Annotated in this window: 19 protein-coding genes; 14 read left to right on the top strand and 5 right to left on the bottom strand. The window is 68.0% G+C overall.

The window, feature by feature from the left end; all coding sequences use genetic code 11:
* The first annotated feature begins 11 nt into the window (after nucleotides 1-11).
* Nucleotides 12-2,177 (top strand): DHH family phosphoesterase, encoded by a 2,166-nt coding sequence (locus ACZ45C_RS08335; RefSeq protein WP_460558375.1) that lies wholly within the window; start codon nucleotides 12-14, stop codon nucleotides 2,175-2,177.
* Nucleotides 2,178-2,198: 21 nt separating this feature from the next.
* Here the strand turns inward: ACZ45C_RS08335 and fer are convergent, their stop codons facing one another.
* The gene (gene fer, locus ACZ45C_RS08330) at nucleotides 2,199-2,864 is read right to left on the bottom strand and encodes a ferredoxin Fer (protein WP_460558374.1); all 666 of its coding nucleotides are present in this window, start codon (nucleotides 2,862-2,864) and stop codon (nucleotides 2,199-2,201) included.
* A 93-nt stretch (nucleotides 2,865-2,957) separates the two neighbouring features.
* Here fer and fen point away from each other — a divergent pair, with 93 nt between their 5' ends.
* The 7 genes from fen (at nucleotide 2,958) to ACZ45C_RS08295 (ending at nucleotide 10,919) form a co-directional block, all read left to right on the top strand.
* Nucleotides 2,958-3,935: a flap endonuclease-1 gene (fen, locus tag ACZ45C_RS08325; protein ID WP_460558372.1), complete on the top strand. Its 978-nt coding sequence runs from the start codon at nucleotides 2,958-2,960 to the stop codon at nucleotides 3,933-3,935.
* A gap of 257 nt (nucleotides 3,936-4,192) precedes the next feature.
* Nucleotides 4,193-4,570 carry a glycine cleavage system protein GcvH gene (gene gcvH, locus ACZ45C_RS08320; RefSeq protein ID WP_460558370.1) on the top strand — a complete coding sequence of 126 codons (378 nt, stop codon included), beginning with the start codon at nucleotides 4,193-4,195 and terminating at the stop codon, nucleotides 4,568-4,570.
* Between the two features lie 87 nt (nucleotides 4,571-4,657).
* Entirely contained in the window at nucleotides 4,658-5,986 is a 1,329-nt protein-coding gene (gene gcvPA / locus ACZ45C_RS08315) for an aminomethyl-transferring glycine dehydrogenase subunit GcvPA (protein WP_460558368.1), read from the top strand.
* Nucleotides 5,987-7,417: an aminomethyl-transferring glycine dehydrogenase subunit GcvPB gene (gcvPB, locus tag ACZ45C_RS08310; RefSeq protein WP_460558366.1), complete on the top strand. Its 1,431-nt coding sequence runs from the start codon at nucleotides 5,987-5,989 to the stop codon at nucleotides 7,415-7,417.
* 110 nt (nucleotides 7,418-7,527) lie between these two features.
* Nucleotides 7,528-8,445: an NADP-dependent phosphogluconate dehydrogenase gene (locus ACZ45C_RS08305; RefSeq protein WP_460558364.1), complete on the top strand. Its 918-nt coding sequence runs from the start codon at nucleotides 7,528-7,530 to the stop codon at nucleotides 8,443-8,445.
* A gap of 109 nt (nucleotides 8,446-8,554) precedes the next feature.
* Complete coding sequence (locus tag ACZ45C_RS08300; protein WP_460558362.1) at nucleotides 8,555-9,115, top strand: YfcE family phosphodiesterase; 561 nt, start codon at nucleotides 8,555-8,557, stop codon at nucleotides 9,113-9,115.
* A gap of 70 nt (nucleotides 9,116-9,185) precedes the next feature.
* On the top strand, nucleotides 9,186-10,919 hold the full coding sequence (locus ACZ45C_RS08295) for an aldehyde ferredoxin oxidoreductase family protein (protein ID WP_460558360.1): 1,734 nt from the start codon (nucleotides 9,186-9,188) through the stop codon (nucleotides 10,917-10,919).
* A gap of 36 nt (nucleotides 10,920-10,955) precedes the next feature.
* Here the strand turns inward: ACZ45C_RS08295 and ACZ45C_RS08290 are convergent, their stop codons facing one another.
* Together ACZ45C_RS08290 and ACZ45C_RS08285 are read right to left on the bottom strand one after the other, a co-directional pair.
* Nucleotides 10,956-12,515, bottom strand: a complete 1,560-nt coding sequence (locus ACZ45C_RS08290) for a sensor histidine kinase (protein ID WP_460558358.1) — start codon at nucleotides 12,513-12,515, stop codon at nucleotides 10,956-10,958.
* Nucleotides 12,516-12,517: 2 nt separating this feature from the next.
* Entirely contained in the window at nucleotides 12,518-13,270 is a 753-nt protein-coding gene (locus ACZ45C_RS08285; protein ID WP_460558356.1) for a DUF5806 family protein, read from the bottom strand.
* A 145-nt stretch (nucleotides 13,271-13,415) separates the two neighbouring features.
* Here ACZ45C_RS08285 and ACZ45C_RS08280 point away from each other — a divergent pair, with 145 nt between their 5' ends.
* From ACZ45C_RS08280 to ACZ45C_RS08265, 4 genes are all read left to right on the top strand, one after another.
* Nucleotides 13,416-13,784 carry a universal stress protein gene (locus tag ACZ45C_RS08280; protein WP_460558354.1) on the top strand — a complete coding sequence of 123 codons (369 nt, stop codon included), beginning with the start codon at nucleotides 13,416-13,418 and terminating at the stop codon, nucleotides 13,782-13,784.
* On the top strand, nucleotides 13,781-14,323 hold the full coding sequence (locus ACZ45C_RS08275) for a GNAT family N-acetyltransferase (protein WP_460558352.1): 543 nt from the start codon (nucleotides 13,781-13,783) through the stop codon (nucleotides 14,321-14,323). Before ACZ45C_RS08280 ends, ACZ45C_RS08275 begins: the two co-directional genes overlap by 4 nt.
* Before the next feature lie 69 nt (nucleotides 14,324-14,392).
* Nucleotides 14,393-15,016 (top strand): adenylate kinase, encoded by a 624-nt coding sequence (locus ACZ45C_RS08270; RefSeq protein WP_460558350.1) that lies wholly within the window; start codon nucleotides 14,393-14,395, stop codon nucleotides 15,014-15,016.
* A 69-nt stretch (nucleotides 15,017-15,085) separates the two neighbouring features.
* Complete coding sequence (locus ACZ45C_RS08265) at nucleotides 15,086-15,997, top strand: DUF106 domain-containing protein (protein ID WP_460558348.1); 912 nt, start codon at nucleotides 15,086-15,088, stop codon at nucleotides 15,995-15,997.
* A gap of 117 nt (nucleotides 15,998-16,114) precedes the next feature.
* Here the strand turns inward: ACZ45C_RS08265 and ACZ45C_RS08260 are convergent, their stop codons facing one another.
* Nucleotides 16,115-16,504: a DUF5830 family protein gene (locus tag ACZ45C_RS08260; protein ID WP_460558346.1), complete on the bottom strand. Its 390-nt coding sequence runs from the start codon at nucleotides 16,502-16,504 to the stop codon at nucleotides 16,115-16,117.
* An 80-nt stretch (nucleotides 16,505-16,584) separates the two neighbouring features.
* A complete protein-coding gene (locus ACZ45C_RS08255; protein ID WP_460558344.1) occupies nucleotides 16,585-18,735 on the bottom strand; it encodes a PAS domain S-box protein in 2,151 nt (716 codons plus the stop codon).
* A 152-nt stretch (nucleotides 18,736-18,887) separates the two neighbouring features.
* Between ACZ45C_RS08255 and ACZ45C_RS08250 the strand changes: the two genes are divergently transcribed.
* Nucleotides 18,888-20,174, top strand: a complete 1,287-nt coding sequence (locus tag ACZ45C_RS08250) for a tRNA pseudouridine(54/55) synthase Pus10 (RefSeq protein WP_460558342.1) — start codon at nucleotides 18,888-18,890, stop codon at nucleotides 20,172-20,174.
* 47 nt (nucleotides 20,175-20,221) lie between these two features.
* Nucleotides 20,222-20,917 carry a universal stress protein gene (locus tag ACZ45C_RS08245; RefSeq protein ID WP_460558340.1) on the top strand — a complete coding sequence of 232 codons (696 nt, stop codon included), beginning with the start codon at nucleotides 20,222-20,224 and terminating at the stop codon, nucleotides 20,915-20,917.
* Nucleotides 20,918-20,980: the final 63 nt, after the last annotated feature.

Raw genomic sequence — 20,980 nt, 5'->3', positions numbered from 1 at the left:
GGTGTACTCAAATGGGATCCTGTATCATTTGTGGCGTCGACGTCGACGGTGGCGGTCGTATCTGCGATTCACACCAAGAGGACGTCGCGTTCGACTTCCAAGGAAACTCCCCCGACCAGCTCGTCCCGAGCAGATTCTACCGCGGCGTCGTCGACGGCTACGCCGAGTTCGGCGTGTTCGTCGACCTCGCGCCCGGTGTGACTGGACTCCTCCACCGCTCGGAGCTCGATCGTCGGCTCGACAGCCTCGACTGGGAGCCGGGCGACGAGGTGTTCGTCCAAGTCAAGGGCGTTCGCGACAACGGGAACATCGACCTCGCGTGGTCGATCCGGCAGGCCGACCGCGAGTTCCGCGGGATACTCGTGCAGGACGGCGACACCGAACACCTCCCCGACGAGGGCGAAGACGAGACGGACGCCGACGACGCAGCCGACGGAAGCGGATCGGTCGACACGGAGACGGCAGAAGACGGAACGGACGAGTCAGCGGCGAGCGGATCCGAGACGAACGGGTCGGAGACGGCCGAACCCGAGCCCGCCGACGTGGGTGACGACGAGAGCGACGACGTGGGTGACGACACCGACGCGGCGGCGTCCGCCAACGCCGAGGAAGCCGAATCCGAAGCCGAAGGCGACGACAACGAGAGCGACGCGACCGACGAGAACGACCTCGACGACGACCGCGAGCGCGTCGAGATCGGCACGCTCTCGGACGCGATCGGCGAGTCGGTCCGGATCGACGGCGAGGTCGTCGGCGTCCGTCAGACCGGCGGCCCAACCGTGTTCGAGGTCGGCGACGAGACCGGCGTCGTCGACGTGGCCGCGTTCGTCGAGCCGGGCGTGCGCGCCCATCCGAACGTCGAAGTCGGCGACGCGGTCCGGATCGACGGAGAGGTCGAGAGTCACCGGGGCGACGTGCAGGTCGAGTCGGAGGCGCTCGTCCTCCTCGACGGCGCGGAGGCCGAAGCGGTCCGTCGCCGGCTCGCCGAGGCGCTCACGGACGAGGCTCGCCCCGACGGGCTCCAGCCGCTCGCGGGCGATGAGTCGGTCGCGCAGCTCGCCGACGGACTGCTCGACGCCGCAGAGGCGATCCGTCGCGCTGTCCTCGAATCGCGTCCGATCGTCGTGCGTCACCCGGCCACAGCCGACGGCTACGTCGCCGGCGCGGCCGTCGAGCGCGCCGTCCTCCCGCTGATCCGCGAGGAACACGCCAAAAGCGACGCCGAGTACCACTACTTCACTCGGCGGCCGCTTGAGGACCCGGTGTACGACATGGACGCGGCGACGAACGACGCGACTCGCATGCTCCAGGACCGCGACCGCCACGACGAGAAGCTCCCGCTGTTCCTTCTCGTCGGCACGGGCTCGACCGTCGAGTCCGCCGACGGGATCGATCTGCTCTCCGTCTACGGCGTCGACGCGGTCGTCGTCGACGCGGAAGTCGCGGACGCCGAGACGCGAGAGGCCGTCGACACGCTCGTGTCGCCCGAGATCGACGGCGTCGACGCCGACCTCTCGACGGGCGCGCTCGTCGCGTCGCTGGCCTCTGCGGTCAACGACGAGGTCCGCGCGGACCTCCGCCACCTGCCGGCGGTGAGCTACTGGGAGGAGACCCCCGACCGCTACGTCGACCTCGCGCGCGACGCCGGCTACGACGCCGAGCGGGTCGCGGAGCTTCGCGAGGCGGTCGCCCTCGAAGCGTACTACCAGTCGTACCAGGACAAACGCGAACTCGTCACAGACCTGCTGTTCGAGGACGGCGGCAACCTCGCCGCGCACGTCTCCGAGCAGTTCCGCGAGAAGCTGGAGACGGAGGTCGGCACCGCGAGCGAGAACGTCGTCACCGAGGCCGTCGACGGCGTCGAGTTCGCGCTGCTCGACACCGACGGCTACACCCACCGCTACGACTTCCCGCCGACGCCGCTGCTCCTCGACGACCTCCACCGGCGGAACGCGAACGGAGAGGCGTACGCGACCGTCGGCATCGGCACCGACGAGCTGTATCTGCGGACGACAGCCGACGTGTCGGTTCGCGACGTGGCCGCGCGCGCGTCGGAGCTCGCGCCCGCCGCCGACGTCACCACGGCCGGCCTCCGCGAGGGGAAGATCGAGTTCCTCTCGGGAGAGCGCGACGCCGTCGAAGACGCGATCGTCGCCGCGGTCGCCGACGCGTTCTGAGAGGACGGACTGCGGCGGTGACTATCGTCGAGTGAACGGGCCCGGCGGGAGGATGAGGTCGTCGAGTTCGGCGAGGTGTTTCACGTTGAACACGACCCGTAGCTCGTCGCTCACCGGATAGCCGTTACAGGAGAGCCGGAAGCCACGCTCGGCGAGGTCGTCCGGCATGATGTGGTTCGCCGGCTGTGAGAGCTCGCCCTCCACGAGGTAGACGGCGCAGTTCGCACAGGCCCCGCCTCGGCACGAGAACGGCCAGCCGAAGCCGCGATTTTCCGCCCCTTCGAGCAGGCTCTCGTCGGGGTGGACGAGCAGTCGCCCGTGCGACGTCTCGTCGAGATCGGCGTGCGACGCCTTCCGGAACAGGTCGTCGTCGTCGAGCGACCAGCCGTAGTCGTCGAGCACCTCGTAATCGAGGAACTCCACGCGGATCGGCTCCACCCCGGCGTCGCCGTCCTCGTCGGTCAGGTCGATGTCGGCGACGTCGGCGTCGTCCGCGCCGGTCGCGCTCTCGTCGCCGTGTTCGTCCCTGTCGTCGAGTTCGCGGTACGCGCGCCTGACGAGCTGAAACTCCTCAAGAGTTCCCCCCTGATCGGGGTGGGCCTGCTTGATACGCTCGCGATAGGCCCGTTCGATCGTCGCCTCGTCTGCGTCCTCGTCGACTCCCAACACGTCGAACGGCGAGACCATTCGATGGGTAACCTAGTCGGCTGACACACATAAACGCCTCACAATCGGCAGGCGGAGCGGTCGATATTTCACCGACCGCCACGAGTGTCGGGCATGGGAAATGCGGACCTGCGCGATCTCGCCGCCATTCGAGACGTGACCTTCGAGGAGATCGAGGGGAGCGTCGTCGCCGTCGACGCGCACAACTGGCTGTACCGCTACCTCACGACGACGGTGAAGTGGACGTCCGACGAGGCGTACACGACCGACGACGGGGTGGAGGTCGCGAACCTGATCGGGGTCGTACAGGGGCTCCCGAAGTTCTTCGAACACGACCTGATTCCGGTGATGGTGTTCGACGGGGACGTGACGGAACTGAAATCGGACGAGGTGGCCGACCGCCGAGCGAAACGCGAGGCGGCCGAGGAGCGGAGGGCGGCCGCGGCGGAGCGCGGCGACGCCGTTGAGGCCGCCCGACTCGATGCGCGCACCCAGCGGCTCACGGATGTCATCCAAGAGACGACCCGCGAACTGCTCCGGCTGCTCGACGTGCCGATCGTCGAGGCCCCCGCCGAGGGGGAAGCCCAGTGCGCGCACATGGCCGCGACGGGCGCGGTCGATCACGCCGGCAGCGAGGACTACGACAGCCTGCTCTTCGGCGCGCCCACGACGCTCCGACAGCTGACGAGCAAGGGCGACCCGGAGTGTATGGACCTCGCGGCGACGCTCGACGAGCTCGAACTCGACCGGCAGGGACTGGTGGACGCCGCCATGCTGTGCGGGACCGACTTCAACGAGGGGATCCACGGCGTCGGCCCGAAGACGGCGGTGGCGGCGGTGAAAGAACACGGCGACCTATGGGGAGTCCTCGAGGACCGCGGCGCCGAGATCCCGAACGCCGAGGCGATCCGCGACCTGTTCATGAACCCGCCGGCGGTCGCCGCCGACGTCGACACGTCGGTGAACCCAGACGTCGAGGCCGCCAGAGCGTACGTCGTCGACGAGTGGGGCGTCGCGGCCGACGAGGTACAGCGGGGCTTCGAGCGGATCGCCGAATCGCAGGTCCAGACCGGGCTCGATCGGTGGACGTGACGGCGATCGGGGATCAGCGGGCGACGGCGGTGATCCATCGCTCGCTCGCGAGACCGCCGAGAGATGGCCTCGAGACTCCCGGGAGCCGGAACATACCTTTTATTTCCCCGTCGTCAGAACGGTAGACCACACGTGTCGTGGACCAGCGCTCGACGGCGACCCCCGTCCGCGGACGGCCGACGGAGTCGGCCCGCTCGCAGCGGCGTGACGCGTCAGATCGCGACGGTCCGAGCGCGCCGCGACGACCCCCCTTACCAATGAGCTTCGAAGTTCTCGACGAGTTACGGTACCTGGAATCGCACGAGTGGACCACGACGGACGGCGACACCGTTCGGATCGGCGTCTCCGACTTCGCCCAGGACGAACTCGGCGACGTCGTCTTCGTCGAGCTTCCGGACGTCGGCGACGAGATCGCCGCCGGCGAGGCGTTCGGCGTGGTCGAGTCGATCAAGGCCGTCTCGGACCTGTACGCCCCCGTCTCCGGCGAGGTCGTGGCGGTCAACGAGGCGCTGTTCGACCGTCCCGAACTCGTCAACGACGACCCGTACGGAGACGGCTGGCTGCTCGAAGTCGACCCGGACGGCGAGTCCGACGAACTCCTCGACGCGGACGCGTACCGCGACCAGATCGCCTGAATTACCGATGACAACGCAACCTTTCGACGGACGGACCGAGATTGGACGCGAGACAGACGGCGGGATCAGTGACGCCGGGGCGAGCCGATGAGCCGAACCGACGGAAGCCCGTACGCGCCACACACCGACGCCGAGACCGCGGCGATGCTCGATGCCATCGGCGTCGACGACGAGGAGGCGCTCTTCGACATCCCCGACGCGGTCGCGTTCGACGGCGAGTTCGGCATCGAACCCCGGGGCGAGCGCGATATCCGCGCGGAGTGCTCGCGGCTGTTCGACCGCAACGACGACCTCACCGAGTTCCTCGGACGCGGTCACTACGGCCACTACGTGCCGAGCGTCGTCGATCACCTCTCGGACCGCGCCGAGTTCCTCACGAGCTACACCCAGTACCAGCCGGAGATCTCACAGGGGTTCTTACAGGCGCTGTTCGAGTACCAATCGATCCTCGTCGAACTCACCGGGCTCGAGGTGGCGAACTGCTCGATGTACGACGCCGCGACCGCGCTCGGCGAGGCGGCGACGCTCGCGGACCGCGTCCGGTCGACCTCGGGCGACGTCGTGCTCGTTCCGGAGCAGCTGCGCGAGGGGAAGCGGGCGGTGCTGGAAAACTACTGCGCCGGCGCGGGGCTGACCGTCGAGTCGTACTCGATGGACGACGGGAACGCCGACGTCGACGCGCTCTCGGAGCGGGCCGACTCGGATGTGGTCATGGTGTACGCCGAGAATCCCACGGTCCGCGGCTGCGTCGAGGAGCGGCTCGCGGCGATCGGCGACGTCGCCGACGACGCCGAGGCGCTGTTCGCGCTCGGGTCCGACGTGGTCTCGCTCGCGGTGCTCCAAGAGCCGGCGAGCGTCGGGGCCGACGTGGTCGTCGGGGAGGCCGGCGCGCTCGGGATCCCGACCGCGTACGGGATGGGGCTCGGCATCTTCGCCTGCAGCGACGACTTCATCCGACAGGTTCCCGGTCGGCTCGTGGGCGCGAGCGAGGACGCCCGCGGCGACCGCGCGTTCACGCTCACGCTGCAGACCCGCGAACAGCACATCCGCAAGGAGCGGGCGACGTCGAACATCTGCACGAACCAGGCGTGGGTCGCGTTGCGCGCTGCGATCCACGCGGCGACGCTCGGTCCGGACGGGCTGGTCGACCTCGCGAACGACTGCGTCCGAGAGGCGGCCGCTCTCGCCGAGCGCATCGACGAGATCGTCGGCGCGGCCGCGCCGGTTCACGACCGCCATCACGTCCGCGAGTTCGCGGTGCGCGTCGACCAGCCCGCGGCGGCCGTCGCCGAGGACCTGGAGGCCGAGGGGTTCGCGGTCCACGTCATCGGCGAGCACCTGCTTCAGGTGTGCGTGACCGACCTGAACGCGGCGCGGACGGACGCCCTCGTCGCCGCCGTCGAGGAGGTGATCTGAGTGATCCACGATCAGGCGCGGTACACGCGCGAGGACGAGACCGTTCACGAACCGCTGCTCTCGGAGAAAACGGAGGAGACCGTCGACGTGAGCGACGCTTCGCCGCTGCCCGACGACCTGACGCGCGACTCGCTCACGCTGCCCGCGCCGTCCGAGCCGGAGGTCGCCCGCCACTACACCCGGCTCTCGCAGATGAACTGGGCGATCGACTCGGGACCGTATCCGCTGGGGAGCTGTACGATGAAGTACAACCCGAAGTTCACCGAGGACGTGGCCGCCGACCCGAACGCGGCCGTCCATCCCGATCGCTCTGAGCGGTCGGTCCAAGGGGCGCTCGAACTCCAGTACCGCTTACAGGAGTTCCTCGCCGCCATCGGGGGTATGGACGCGGTCACGCTCCAACCCCCAGCGGGCGCGGCCGGCGAACTCACGGGTATCCTCGTCGCGAAGGCGTACCACGAACACCACGGCAACGACCGCTCCGAGGTCGTCATCCCGGCGTCGGCGCACGGCACCAACTTCGCGACCGCCGCCACGGCGGGATACGACGTCGTCGAACTGCCCTCCGGCGAGGACGGCCGCGTCGACGTCGAGGCGCTTGAGGCGGCCGTGGGCGACGACACCGCCGCGCTCATGCTCACGAACCCGAACACGGTCGGGCTCTTCGAGCGCGACATCACGGAGATCGCTGATATCGTCCACGACGCCGGCGGACTGCTGTACTACGACGGCGCGAACCTCAACGCGCTTCTCGGTCGGGGACGGCCCGGGGACATGGGGTTCGACGTGATGCACTACAACGTCCACAAGACGTTCGCGACGCCGCACGGCGGCGGCGGACCCGGAGCGGGTCCCGTCGGCGTCGTCGACGAACTGGCCGAGTTCCTCCCGACGCCTCGCGTCCGGAAGACCGAGGGGGAGGGCGGATACGAGCGGTTCGAGCCCGACCACACGATCGGGAAGGTCCACGGGTTCGCGGGCAACTGGCTCGTCCTCATCAAGGCGTACGCCTACATCGCGCGCCTCGGCGACGAGGGGCTGGCGGACGCGGCCGCGAAGGCCGTGCTCAACGCGAACTACCTCGCCGAACGGATCGACCTCGACGTCCCGTACGGACCGTTCCACCACGAGTTCGCGGCGACCGCGGGCGACCGCGACGCGGCCGACGTGGCGAAGCGAATGTTGGACTTCGGCGTCCATCCGCCGACGACGAAGTGGCCGGAGATGGTGCCGGAGGCCATGTTGACGGAACCGACGGAAATAGAAGGGAAGTCGTCGCTCGACGACCTCGCGGAGGCGTTCAACCTCGCGTACGGCGACACCGACGAGGCGCTCTCCACGTCGCCGAACCGCACCGCTGCGGGTCGGATCGACCAGGTCGCGGCCGCGCGGAGTCCGCGGCTCTCGTGGCAGGCGCTCGACGGGGAGTAGCAGAGCACCGGGCGAGCGTCGAGCGGTCGCGTGAGCGGCCACGTGCCGGGTGGCAGCGGGCCGACGCGCGAATCGGAACCACTACGGCGGACGGTACCTACCCCGCGCACATGGAACTCGGCGTCATCGGACTCGGACGGATGGGACAGATCGTCGTGAACCGCTCGATGGACGCGGGTCACGACGTGGTCGCGTTCGACCTCTCCGCGGAGGCGACCGCGACGGCGGCCGAAAACGGCGCGACCCCGGCGGACTCGGTCGCCGACCTCTGTGACCGGCTCGCCGAGGGCGACGGTGAGCGCGACGACGAGGGCAAGCGGATCTGGCTCATGGTGCCCGCGGGCGACGCGGTCGACGCGACGCTCGCGGACCTGGAACCCCACCTCGACGGCGACGACGTGGTCGTCGACGGCGGGAACTCGCGGTTCCACGAGTCGGTCCGCCGCGCCGAGGAGACGGACGCCGCGTACCTCGACTGTGGGACCTCCGGCGGTCCCGCCAGCGCGGAGGAGGGGTTCTCGCTGATGATCGGCGGTCCGGAGTGGGCCTACGAGGCGTTGGTGCCGGTGTTCGACGCGGTCGCGACGGGGCCGGACGGTCACGACCGGATGGGCGAGTCCGGGTCGGGACACTACGTGAAGATGGTGCACAACGGCGTGGAGTACGCGCTGATGCAGGCGTACGGCGAGGGGTTCGAACTGCTCACGGAGGGCCGGTACGAACTCGACATGGAGTCGGTCGCTCGGACGTGGAACAACGGCGCGGTGATCCGGTCGTGGCTGCTCGAACTCTGCGAGGAGGCGTTCCGCGAGGAGGGCTCCGACCTCGGCGACGTCGCCGACCACGTAGCAGGCGGCTCGACGGGGACGTGGACCGTCGAGGAAGCGCTCGAACAGGAGGTCCCGGTCCCGCTCATCTATCAGGCGCTCGCCGAGCGGTTCGACTCGCGGAACGAGGGGCGGTTCTCGCGACGGCTCGCCAACCGACTTCGGTACGGCTTCGGTCGCCACGAAGTCGCGCGACGCTGACGGCGTGACATCGACGACCTGACGACGCTGACGGCGTGACGGGACCGGCGGTCTGTCGACGCCGACCGCGACGGCGGCTTTTATCGGTCGGGGGCGAGAGGCTCCACCTATGCTCGTTGGTATCGTCTCTGACACTCACGACGACCTCGCCGCCGTCGAGGCGACCGTCTCGCTTTTCGATCGACTGGACGTCGACGCCGTCGTCCACTGCGGCGACTTCGTCGCGCCCTTCTCCGTGACGCCGTTCGACGTAGGGGTCGACTTCTACGCCGTCCGCGGGAACAACGACGGCGAGTGGGCGGTCCAGTCGTCCGTCGAGTCGTTCGGCACGTACCTCGGCGAGGCCGGGACGGTCTCGTTCGAGACCGAGGACGAAGCGAACGGTGACGGGGATGCGGCCGCCGAGATCGACACCGTCGACGTCGCGGTCACCCACGGCACGAGCGGCGTCGTCGTCGACGCCCTCGTCGGTTGCGGAGAGTACGACTACGTCCTCCACGGCCACACCCACGCACACGGCGTCGACGAGTGGGACGGGACGGTCCGCGTGAACCCCGGCGGGCTCCCGATCCCGGTCGACGGGGCGGACGACATCTTCAGAGCAGCGACGCTGGACACCGCCGCGCCGGTGGGAAGCGACGCGGTGACCCACCACGAGATCGGGCGGTGACGCGCCGGAACCGCAGCGCCGGTCCGGCTGCCACCCGGAGTTTTATCGCCGGGGGGACTCAGATACGCCCATGAGACACGCGCAGGGGCCGCTCCTCACGGTCGACCTGTCAGCGCGATCGACCTCGACGACTCCCATCGACGACCGCCTCGACGAGTTCGTCGGCGGCCGCGGGCTCAACACGTCGCTCGCGTACGACCGGATCCCGTTCGACGCCGACCCGCTCGGTCCCGAAAACCGCCTGTACCTCTCGACGGGGCCGATGCAGTACTCGACGACTTCCTTCACGGGGCGGATGGCCGCCACGGCTCTCTCGCCGCTCACGAACGGCCTCTGCTCGTCGAACGCCGGCGGGTTCCTCTCGCGGAACGTCACCGGTGCCGGCTACGCCGCAATCGAGATCGTCGGCGAGAGCGACGAACTGCTCGCGATACACGTGCGCGAGATCGGCGACGGCGGCGAGCCCGAGGTGACGTTCGAGGCGGTTCCCGATCTCGAACAGTCCGAGGTGTCTGCCGTCTCGGATCGGTTCTTCGAGAGCCACGGCCTCTCGGCTGAACACGTCGCCTGCATCGGGCCGGCGGGAGAGAACGGTGTCCGGTTCGCGTCGATCATGACCTCGGACACCCGCGCGTTCGGCCGCGGCGGGCTCGGAGCCGTCCTCGGCGCGAAGGGCGTGAAGGCGCTCACCTTCGACGGTGATGCGACGGCCGAAGTCGACCTCGACTGGCCCGACGAAGCCGCCGCGGTTCACCGCGACGCCGCCACGTCCGACTCGATCATGAAACGGCAGGGTACCGCGAGCGTGACGGAACTCGCCAACGAGGTCGGCGCGCTCCCGTCGTACTACTTCTCCGAGACCTCTTTCGAGGGCGTCGAGGGGATCTCCGGCGACCGCGTCGAGGAGAAGAAATACAAGAAGGGAACCTGCTCGCAGTGCGCGTTCGCCTGCAAGCTGCCGACCCGTGACGAGGGAGCCGGCGTCGAGACCGAGGGGCCGGAGTTCGAGACGGTGATGGCGTTCGGCTCGAACGCCGGCGTCGACGACGTGGTCGACGTGATGCGCGCGAACGAGTTGTGCGACGAGCTGGGGATGGACACCATCTCCTGTGGCGACGTCGTCTCGATGTTCTTGGAGAGCGAAGACGAGTTCGGAAACGCCGAGTTGGTCCGGTCGATCGTCGAGCAGATCGCGTACCGGGAGGGCGTCGGCGACAAGCTCGCCGAGGGCGTCCACCGCGCGCACGGGGAGTTCGGGGCGGACGACTGGACGGTGAAGGGGCTCTCCTTTTCGGGACACGACGGGAGGCATCTCAACGGCCAGGGGCTCGCGTTCGCGACCGCGAACCGCGGTGCAGACCACATGTACGGCGAGTTTTACCCGTACGAGTATCCGCTGGTCGATCCCGAAGACGCGCTCGATCCGAGGGGGCTGGACGGAAAACCGCCGAAGCTCGTCGAGAAGGAGAACCGCAACGCTGTCCTCGACTCGGCGATCGTCTGTAAGTTCTCGCGCGGAATCGTCACGGACGACCAGCTTGCGGCGCTGCTCGACGCCGACTACGAGGACCTTCAGGCGCTCGGCGCGCGGATCGTCGAGAGAGAGCGCGCGTTCAACAACGCCCGCGGCTTCGACCGCGACGACGACACGCTCCCCTACGCGGACGAGATCGAGGGGTTCGAGACGGCCCTCTCGGAGTACTACGCGCTCCGCGGCTGGAACGACGACGGGACGGTTCCGGACCGGGATGCTGGCGACGTGAGCCGGGACGCGTCCAGCGGGGACGCGACCGCCGACGACTGATCGGGCGATAGACGCGGTGACGACAGCACACCCCGATCACTCTTCGGTCGCGACGCCATCTACGGTGTCGACGCCGTCTTCGGTGTCGACGCCGTGGAACTCGAAGCGGGCTCCGCCGCCGTCCGCGGTAGCGATCGTCACGGTCCACCCGTGAGCCTGCGCCACCTCGTCGACGATCTTCAGGCCGAATCCCGTCCCCTCCGGGTCCGTCGAGACCCCGGCGTCGAACACCTCCCCGCGCCGATCTTTGGCGATTCCCGGACCATCGTCTTCGACGTAGAAACCCCTATCGTCGAGGGATCCGACGGTGACGCGAACCGTTTCGCCGACGTGTTCGATCGCGTTCGCGAACAGGTTCTCCAGCGCCTGTCGAAGTCGACTTCGGTCGGCGCGGAGCCGACAGTCGCTCGCGACCGTGAGTTCGGCCGCGGCGGTGTCGACGCCGCCCCACGCCACCTCGGCCATCTCTCGGAGGGAGACCCACTCGGGGTCGTCGATCGACGCGCCCTGTCTCGCGAGCGTCAGCATGTCCTCGACGAGCGTCTCCATCCTGGTGAGAGAGCGGGCGACGGCGTCGAGTTCCGGCTGCTCCGCGTGCTCGCCTTCGAGCCGGTCGGTGAGAAGCGAGAGGTTTCCTCTCGCGACGTTGAGCGGGTTACGGAGGTCGTGTGACACCAGGCTCGCGAACTCCTCTAACCGGTCGCGCTCGCGGGCCACCTCGGCCTCGCGCTCCTGGAGCTGCCGCTCCCGTTCGATCCGAACGAACACCATGGTCACGGTCGACGCCCAGAGGCGGGCGACGGCGAGCGCCGACTCGTCGAACGCATCGGTCTCCGTCGCGCCGATATTGATGACGCCGTACCGCCCGAGCGGGAGCACGAGTTCGCTGCGGATCGGCGAACTCAGATTGTACCGTTCGGGCTCGGCGTGCGTGTCGGGGACGTATATCGGCTCGCCCGATTCGAACGCCTCCCACGTGATGCTCCGCTCGTCGGCGGCGAACGTCGGGTGGTCCCCGATGAGCTCGTCCGCGGGCTCGGTCCAGACGACCGGTTCGAGGGCGTTCCGCGCCTCGTCGTAGAGCCAGATCCCGGCGATAGAGTGCCCGAGCGTCTCCTCGACGTACGTGATGGCGGCCTCGGCCGCCACCTCTCTGTCGGTGGTTTTCAGGAGGTTCTGTGTGGCCTCGTGGAGCGCTTCGAGCGTCTCGGTCCGACGGTCGAGCGCCGCCCTCTCGGCCTTCTCGGCCCTGACATCGACGATAGTGATCACGAGGAACGTCTGTCCGCCCCGCTCGAACGGGCCGAGACTGAGCGTGACGGGCATGACGGTGTCGTCGGCGCGGCGAGCACAGAGGTCGAGGCTGGCGGACATCGACCGCGGTTCGGGGTCGGTGACGTATCGATGCAGCGTCTGGCCCGCTGACCCGTCGGCGGGATCGAAGATCAGGCGTTCGATCGCCATTCCTTCGAGTTCGTCTGGCGAGTACCCGAGGACGGTTTCGGTGCGGTCGTTACCAGCCCGGATCGTCCCCTCGGTGTCGACGATGACGACCGGGTCCGGGAGTCCGTCGAGCGCCTCGGGAAATCTGTCCATCGTCACTCCTCGCTCGGCTCGTGGACGTGCCCGCACTCGGGGCAGCGTACCTCCTCGCCGCGGAGGTCGGCCGAGGAGGTTCGGACTTCGCGCATCACCTCGCTGATCCGGTCTTCGGCTTCGAGTTCGTCGGCGACCGCGAGGTCGACGCCTTCGACCTCCAGGAGGAACTTCGCCACCTCGGTCACTTCGTACATCATCTCGTCCAAGTCCTCGGCGGTGAAGAATCCCGACATCGCGCCGTAGAGGAACGTCGCCCCCGCCTTCGTCACCTTCTGCTCGAAGGAGTACCGGGCCTGATTGACCGCCTGTGGCGTGTAGGTGTCCGTCATAAACGGAACTAGCTCGGGAAGGTTCTCACCGATCTTGGTCATTTCTACTCCGGTTTCGGTCCGGAAATCGGCGCACAGTCGGGCGATCGCCCACTCGCGAGCGGTGATGTACGTGCGGTCTCGGAGGAACTCGTTGACGCGCTCGTACCGGGCACCGTCCATCTTCGTGAACCGCTCGTACTTGCGGACGTCCGGAGGAACCGCTGTGTCGCCGTCGTTTGGTCCGGTGTCGACGGCGTCGGTCGAACCGTCGACGGCAGCAGCCGCGTCGCTCCCGTCGGCCGGCTCGTCCGTCTCCGCGCTCGACGGAGAGTTCGCGTCCGATGACGGATCCGAGCCGGACGTCGGATCCGCGGTTGGCGCTTCGGACGGGTCCGATCCGTCGCCGCCGGCCGCCGACGGAGGATCGGTTCGATCATTCATATCAGTAGCAACTCCACCCCGAACAAAAGGGTTGTCGGTGGGGTGTCCCGTTCTGTACCGTCTCCCGCCGGATCGGGCGGGCCGTTCGGCAGTCGGGCTCGTCCGCCGGAGAACGATTTTTGTATCGGGGAGTGGACGGGCACGTATGAAGGTGCTCTGCGGGATCGGCGGTAGCGACGACTCGTTCCGCGCGCTCGATCGGACCGTCGAGCGCGCGGCGGTCGCGAACGACGATCTCACCGTCGCCGTCGTCGACAACGAAGACGCCTCGCCGACGACGGACGAGGTCATCGCGCGGGTCGAAGCGACGGTTTCCGAGGCCGGAATCGACGCCGAGGTGCGACGCGTCGAGGGCGATCCGGGCAGCCGTCTCGTCGAACTCGCTGAAACCGAGGGGTTCGACGAGATCGTGCTCGGCGGCGGTCACACCAGTCCGATGGGAAAGATCACGCTCGGATCGATCGCCGAGTTCGTCCTGTTGAACGCCAAGACGTCCGTCACGCTGGTCCGATGAGCGACCGAACGTACCCGGACGCGGTGGCGGACGACTTCCCCGCACCCCCGACGGCGTTTACCGATCGAGAGGAACGGACCATCGAGATCCGTCCGTATGAGGGGTCGGACGAGGGGTACGAGGCGCTCGTCGAGATGTACGACTCCTTCGATCCCGCCGACCGCGCACAGGGGATCCCACCGAGCGGCGAGTCCCGAATCCGCGAGTGGCTCGACGCGATCCTCGGCGGAGACTGTTACAACGTGATCGCGTGGTGTGACGACGACGTGGCCGGCCACGCGACCCTCGTCCCCGACGACGACGCATACGAACTCGCGATATTCGTCCACCAGACGTACCAGCGCGCCGGGATCGGCACGCATCTCATCCGCGGGCTGCTCGGACACGGGCAGGCCGCCGGCGTCGAGAAGGTGTGGCTCACCGTCGAGCGGTGGAACCGCGCTGCCGTCTCGCTGTACAAGAAGATCGGCTTCGAAACCTCCAACGCCGAGAGCTTCGAACTCGAAATGGGGCTTCGGCTGACCGACGACGCCGGATGAACGCCTCTTCGCGTCGGGGGCGAGACGGGATCTTCAACGCTTTTACGTCAGGCGAGCGACCGCGTCGGTATGAGTCACCGAATTCTTCTGCTGGGTGCACCCGGTGCCGGAAAGGGAACACAGAGCGCGAAGCTCGCCGACGAGTACGGCGTCGAGCACGTCACGACGGGTGACGCGCTCCGCGCGAACAAGGACATGGAGACCGAGTACGGCACGCCGCGTTCGTTCATGGAGGCGGGAGAACTCGTTCCCGATCCGGTGGTCAACGAGATCGTCGAGGCCGCTATCGCCGACGCCGACGGCTTCGTTCTCGACGGCTACCCGCGCAACCTCGATCAGGCCGAGTACCTCTCTGAGATCACGGATCTGGACGCCGTGATATACCTCGCCGTCGACGAGGAGGTGCTCGTCGACCGGCTCACCGGTCGTCGAGTCTGTGACGACTGCGGCGCGAACTTCCACGTCGAGTTCCAGCCGCCGGAAGAGCCCGGCGTCTGCGACGAGTGCGGCGGCGACCTGATCCAGCGCGACGACGACACCGAGGAGACCGCCCGCGAACGGCTCGAAGTCTTCTACGAGAACACCGAACCCGTCATCGAACACTTCCGCGACGAGGGCGATCTCGTCGAGGTCGACGGCGAGGCTGCTCCCGACGAGGTCTTCTCCCGGATCCGCGACGTGCTCGACGAGTAGCGACGACCGTCGCGACGGTCGCCGCCGATCCTACAAGGTTCTTAACTGTCGGCCGCTAACCGGCCGGTAATGAGTAAGGTCGAACGCAGAGTCCGCTCGCTCGTCCGCGAGGACGGCGAGATGCGGGACGCGATCGAGGTCGTCCTCGACCGCGCCACCGACGGCGAGGTCCAGTGGATCGACGTCCGCGACGAGATCACGAGCGGCCAGTGGGGTCGACTCATCGAGAAAGAAGTCCTCGTCGACGGGGAGACCGGGTTCGCGCTGGCGGATCCGGACGCGATCGAATCCGGGCTCGAAGACGATGGTGACGATGGCTCCACCGGCAGTGACGCCGAGACGCCGGAGACGACGTCGTGGACGAAGTGGGACAAGATCGCGGGGGTCGCGACGATAGGGGCCTTCGTCGGCTACGCCGTCAACCCGGTGCGGAACGCGATCGCCGGTACGATCGACGTCGTGCTCGGCCCGCTCCTGAACATCGTCCCGTTTTACGTCGTGGTGATGGTGATCGCGCTCGCGACCGGTCTGTACTCCACGCTGTTGCGCGCGGGGCTCATGGACATGGATAAGATGAGCGCGTATCAAGACCGGATGAAAGAGATCCAAGAGCGGCGAAAGGACGCCAAAGAGCGCGACGACCAGGCCGAACTCGACGCCATTCAGGAAGAGCAGATGGACGCGATGGGCGACCAGCTCGGAATGTTCAAAGAGCAGTTCCGCCCGATGGTCTGGATCATGTTCCTCACGATCCCGGCGTTCCTCTGGATGTTCTGGGTGATCGGCTACCGCGGCTCCGAGTCCGCGTATCCCGAGGTCGCCGCCCAAGAGCTTATCGTCCCGATCGCCGGGACCGTCACGTGGGACACGGGGATCGTCGGCCCGATCCAGATGTGGATCGTTTGGTACTTCCTGTGTTCGATGGCGTTTACCCAGATCGTCCAGAAGAGCCTCAACATCCAGATGTCGCCGACGTCGTAGCCGAGTCGAACCCGACCGGCCGGGACGATTCCTCCGAGCGGTTCTCGGCGTGCGAGATGTCGTTTCTACGACTTTTTTTCGTTCGACGCGCAGTTCGTCTGACTCGTCGATACCTCGCTACTCGTCGGTCGAGTCGTCGCGGCCGGTCACCTTCCGAATACACGAGGAGCCGAACGGGCCGAGTTCGCCGGCGTCTAATCGAACGAAGTGGCCGGTTGTGAGCCCCGATCCACAGCGGCGACATTCGAATGAACCCTCTCGCGTGACCACTTGCGTCTCGTAGTTCACGCGGGTGCCGCCACGCCGGACGCGGAGGCGCGCGCCGTCGCGATCGATGATACCGCGCTTCTCGGCAGTGTCGAGGATATCTCGGGTGAGCGCGGGGCTCGTGGTCACCGTCTCGATCCGGTCGATCGCGTCCGAGAGCGTCAGCTCCTCGGGTTCGAGGTGTGCGAGCAGCTCCACGCCCAACTCGACCGTCTCCGCGCGCGTCGACGGCTCGGTCACGGCCGACGGAACGTCGTCGATCCTCTTAACTCAGGCGACACCCGCCGGAAGGCGGTGCTGACCGGGCGTCTCCGGCGACGTCACCGTGTGATGATCTCGAATCGAGCGCCGCCGCCGTCCGCGGTCGTGAGCGTTATCTCCCAGCCGTGTGCCTCGACGACCTGCCGGACGATGTGCAGGCCGAGGCCGGTCCCCTCGTCCGTCGTGGTGTGTCCGGGCTCGAAGACCGAATCCCGCTCCGTGGCCGGAATTCCCGAACCGTCGTCTTCGACGAAAAACCCGTCATCGGTGTCGCCGACCCTGACCGTCACGGCGTCGCCTCCGTGCTCGACGGCGTTCCGCATGAGATTTTCGAGCAGCTGTCGCAGCTGGTCGACGTCGGCCTCGATCGTCTTCGTGGACCGGATGTCGAGCGTCGCACTCTCCGTCGGCGCGGTCGTCCAGCACTCGGCCGCGACGGTGGCCAGTTCGACCGGTTCGACCGTCGTCTCCGCTTCGTCTCGTGCGAGCGCGAGCAGGTCCTCGATGAGCGCGTCCATGCGCCGGTGTGCCGCGTCGATGTCTTCGATGTGTTCGCTGTCACACTCCTCGCGCAGCAAGTCGAGGCGGCCCCGCGCGACCTGAATCGGCCCGCGGAGGTCGTGGCTGACCACGCTCGTGAACCGATCGAGCTGATCGTTCCGTTCGAGGAGCGTCTCCTCTCTGCGCTTTTGCGCAGAGATGTCTCGGTCGATGGCGAGGAACAGGTCGGTACCGTCGACGTTGAGCCGGATCAGATGGATCTCGACGGGGATCGTCGTTCCGTCGCTCCGGGTTAGCTCCCCCTCGAAGCGGCGGGGCGTGTTCGGTTCCAGTTCCGCCCAGAACTCGCGCGCGTGGTCCGGGTCGACGGTGGGGTCGAGGTCCCAGACCTCCTTTCCGACGAGCGCGTCCGTCGTCTCGTATCCGAGCTTCTCGCGGAACCGATCGTTCACGTCGCGGAGGACGCCGTCGGCGTCGTGTACCGCGACCATGTCCGGCGAGTGTTCGAACAGCGCTTCGAGGTACGCAGAGTGCTTGCTGAGCTTCTCCGCCTGCGCCTTCGAGCGCGTGATGTCGTCTTGGAACCCCACGAACACCTTCAGCGACCCCTCCGCGTCGAAGACGGGAGCGATCCGAACGCGATTCCAGAACTCGGTGCCGTCCGCCCGGTAGTTGCGTAGCTCGACGGTGGCCGACTCCTGGTCGTCGATCGCGGCCCGGAGCCGCGCCACCGCGTCCTCGCTCGTCTGTTCGCCCTGTAGAAACCGGCAGTTCCGCCCGATGACTTCTGACTTGTCGTACCCGGTCAGCTCCGTGAACGCGTCGTTGGCGTAGATGATCGGGTTGTCCTCGCGGGCGGGGTCCGTGAGGACGACGCCGATCGGAGCCTTGTCCATCGCCTGTTCTTTCACGGACCGGCTGAGGTCGATCTCGCCGTCTCGGCGGGGGTTCGACAGGGTGCAGATGAGCGATCCGTCGTCGGTGTACGACAGGCCGTGCTCGGCGACGATCTCCGTGCCGTCCTCGCGGACGAACGACGTCGTTCCCTTCCACCGACCGGTCCGGGCCTTCGGGAGGAGGTCGTCGTACACCTCGTCGACGCGGTCGTCGTCGTAGAACGTCTCCCAGTGGAGACCGATCGCCTCTCGGCGGTCGTAGCCCAGCATCTCCGCGGCCGCGGTGTTCAGGTACTCGACGTGCCCGTCGCCGTCGAGGATACTGATCCCGTCTTGGGCCGTCTCGATCGCCTCCATTCCCCGATCGAGATACCGCTCCGCCCAGTACCGTTCGACCGCGTTCCGGACCCGGTTCGCGAGCAGATCGTACTGGTCTTTGCCGCCTCCCTTCTGGAGGTAGTCCGTGACGCCGGCCGCGATCGCGTCGCTCGCAACCTCTTCGGATCCCTTCCCCGTGAACAGGACGAACGGGAGGGCCGGCCGTTCCTCTCGGACGCGTTCGAGGAGTTCTATCCCCGTCATCTCGGGCATGTCGTAGTCGCTGACGACGCAGTCGAAGGCGGTGGACTCTGCGCGGATCAGCGACAGCGCCTCGGTCGGGTCCGCCTCCGTCCGCACGGAGATACCCTCGTGCGTCCGCTCTAGAAACGTCGCGACGAGGCTCGCGAAGTCGGGATCGTCGTCGACGTGGAGGACGTCGATCGTCTTCGTCTCCGACAGGAACGACTGCCGGGACGGCGGGTTCCCGTCCATACCGCCGTCTCCGCTCGCCCGTTGTATGGCTGTTTTGGTACGCGCGCTTTCCGAGACGCCGCGCGTGGCACGCGACCCGGCACAGCGCCGAACGAGATGGCGGCCGATCGAAGTCCCGTAAGACAGTTATCGGGCGGGACGTTGAGACTCGTATGGACGTACTCAGCGTCGCGGCGCGAGCGACCGGAACCGGCCCGGTCTGTGACGCCTGTCTCGGTCGGCTCGTCGCAGACCGGAGCTTCGGCCTGTCGAACGCCGAGCGCGGGTCGGCGTTGCGCACCGCGCTGGCGCTTCGCGACGACGAGGACTACGAACCGGTCGAGACGACCGACTGCTGGGTCTGTGAGGGCCGCTGCGCGGAGTTCGATGCGTGGGCCGAGCGCGCGGCCGACGCGGTCGGGGACGCCGAATTCGCCACGTACAACGTCGGCACGCGGACGCCCCCGCTGGTCGAGGAGAACGAGGCGCTGCTCCGCGAGGAGGTCGGACTCGATGCCGACGCGGGCGAACCGTTCAACTCGGAGTTCAACCGCGAGGTCGGCAAGCGCGTGGGGCGGCTCACCGACACGGAGGTCTCTTTCGACCGCCCGGACGTGCAGTTCACGATCGATCTGGCCGACGACTCGGTCGACGCGAAGGTGAACTCCACGTTCGTCTACGGTCGCTATCGGAAGCTGAAGCGCGACATCCCGCAGACCGAGTGGCCGTGTCGGGAGTGTAACGGCTCCGGCCGACAGGGCGCGGATCCCTGTGACCACTGCGGCGGCTCCGGATACCTCTACGACGACAGCGTCGAGGAGTACACCGCGCCCGTGGTCGAGGACGTGATGGACGGCACGGAAGCGACGTTCCACGGCGCGGGCCGAGAGGACGTCGACGCGCTCATGCTCGGGACCGGCCGGCCGTTCGTGATCGAGGTGGAGGAGCCTCGTCGCCGTCGCGTCGACACCGATCGGCTCCAGTCAGACATCAACGCCTTCGCCGACGGGGCCGTCGAGGTCGAGGGGCTCAGGCTCGCGACGTACGACATGGTCGAGCGCGTGAAAGAACACGACGCCTCCAAGCGCTACCGCGCCGAGGTCGCGTTCGACGCCGACGTGGACGTCGACGCCCTGGCCGACGCCCTCGGGAGGCTGGAGGGGACGACGATCGAACAGTACACGCCGAACCGCGTCGACCACCGGCGCGCGGGGCTCACCCGCGAGCGCGACGTGTACGAGGCGACCGCGGAACTGGACGGTCCCCGCCGCGCGACCGTCGAGGTCCACGGGGCCGGCGGGCTCTACATCAAGGAACTGATCTCGGGTGACGAGGGACGGACGGAGCCCAGTCTCGCGGGAGTCCTCGGCGTCGGTGCCGAGGTCACCGCGCTCGACGTGCTCGCCGTCGAGGGCGAAGACGAGCCGTTCGAGGACGAGACGTTCTTCCGAGAGAACTGAACTGACGGACCGTCGGGATTTATCCGACGCGCGTCAGACGTCGACCCATGAACGGGAGCGACGCCGACGACGCGACCGCGGATGACGCGGCCGCCGAGACGGCCGGCACCGCGCCGGAACCCGGTGATCCGGCCGTCGAGACGGCGGTCGAGGCGGCGGTCGAGTCGACCGCGACCGCGGCGCACGCGCGGGTCGAGGGAATAGATCGAGTGAGCGAAAGCGATCCGGTCGCCTCGATCCTCGTCGCGGTCGGCCCCGGCCCGCACTCGGGCGCGACGGTCGACGTCGCGCGAGCGGTCGCCGAGTCGACCGACGCGTGGCTGGACCTGTTCCACGTCGTCCCCGACGACACGATGCGTCCCGCGAGCGGCGGGGCGGGCGATCGAGGCGGTACCGACGCCGGTGAGGATGCCGCAGGCACCGTCGCCGAGAAGAGCGATAGCGACGCCGAAAGCGCCGACACCGGCGCCGATGCGACGACGGGTGATCGGCTGCTCTCGGCCGCGCGCGAGCGCCTGACCGGCTTCGACAGCGTGGACCAGTGGCTCGTCGAGGACCGGACGGCCGCGGGCGCGATCGTCGAGCAGTCGCCGTACTACGACGTCGTCGTCGTGGGCGCGTCGACCACGGGAACCGTCGGCCGGTTCGTCTTCGGCTCGACGACCGACACCGTCGTCGACGAGGCCGCAGTCCCGGTGGTCGTCGTCGAGGCGGACGGGCCGACGCCGATCGTCGACGACTGACGGGCCGACACCGATCATCGACGACTGACGGGCCGACACCGATCATCGACGACTGACGGGCCG

The organism is Halorubrum pallidum (assembly GCF_055380345.1).
The sequence above is the reverse complement of the archived record's forward strand: the minus strand, read 5'-3'. Positions and strand labels throughout refer to the sequence as shown.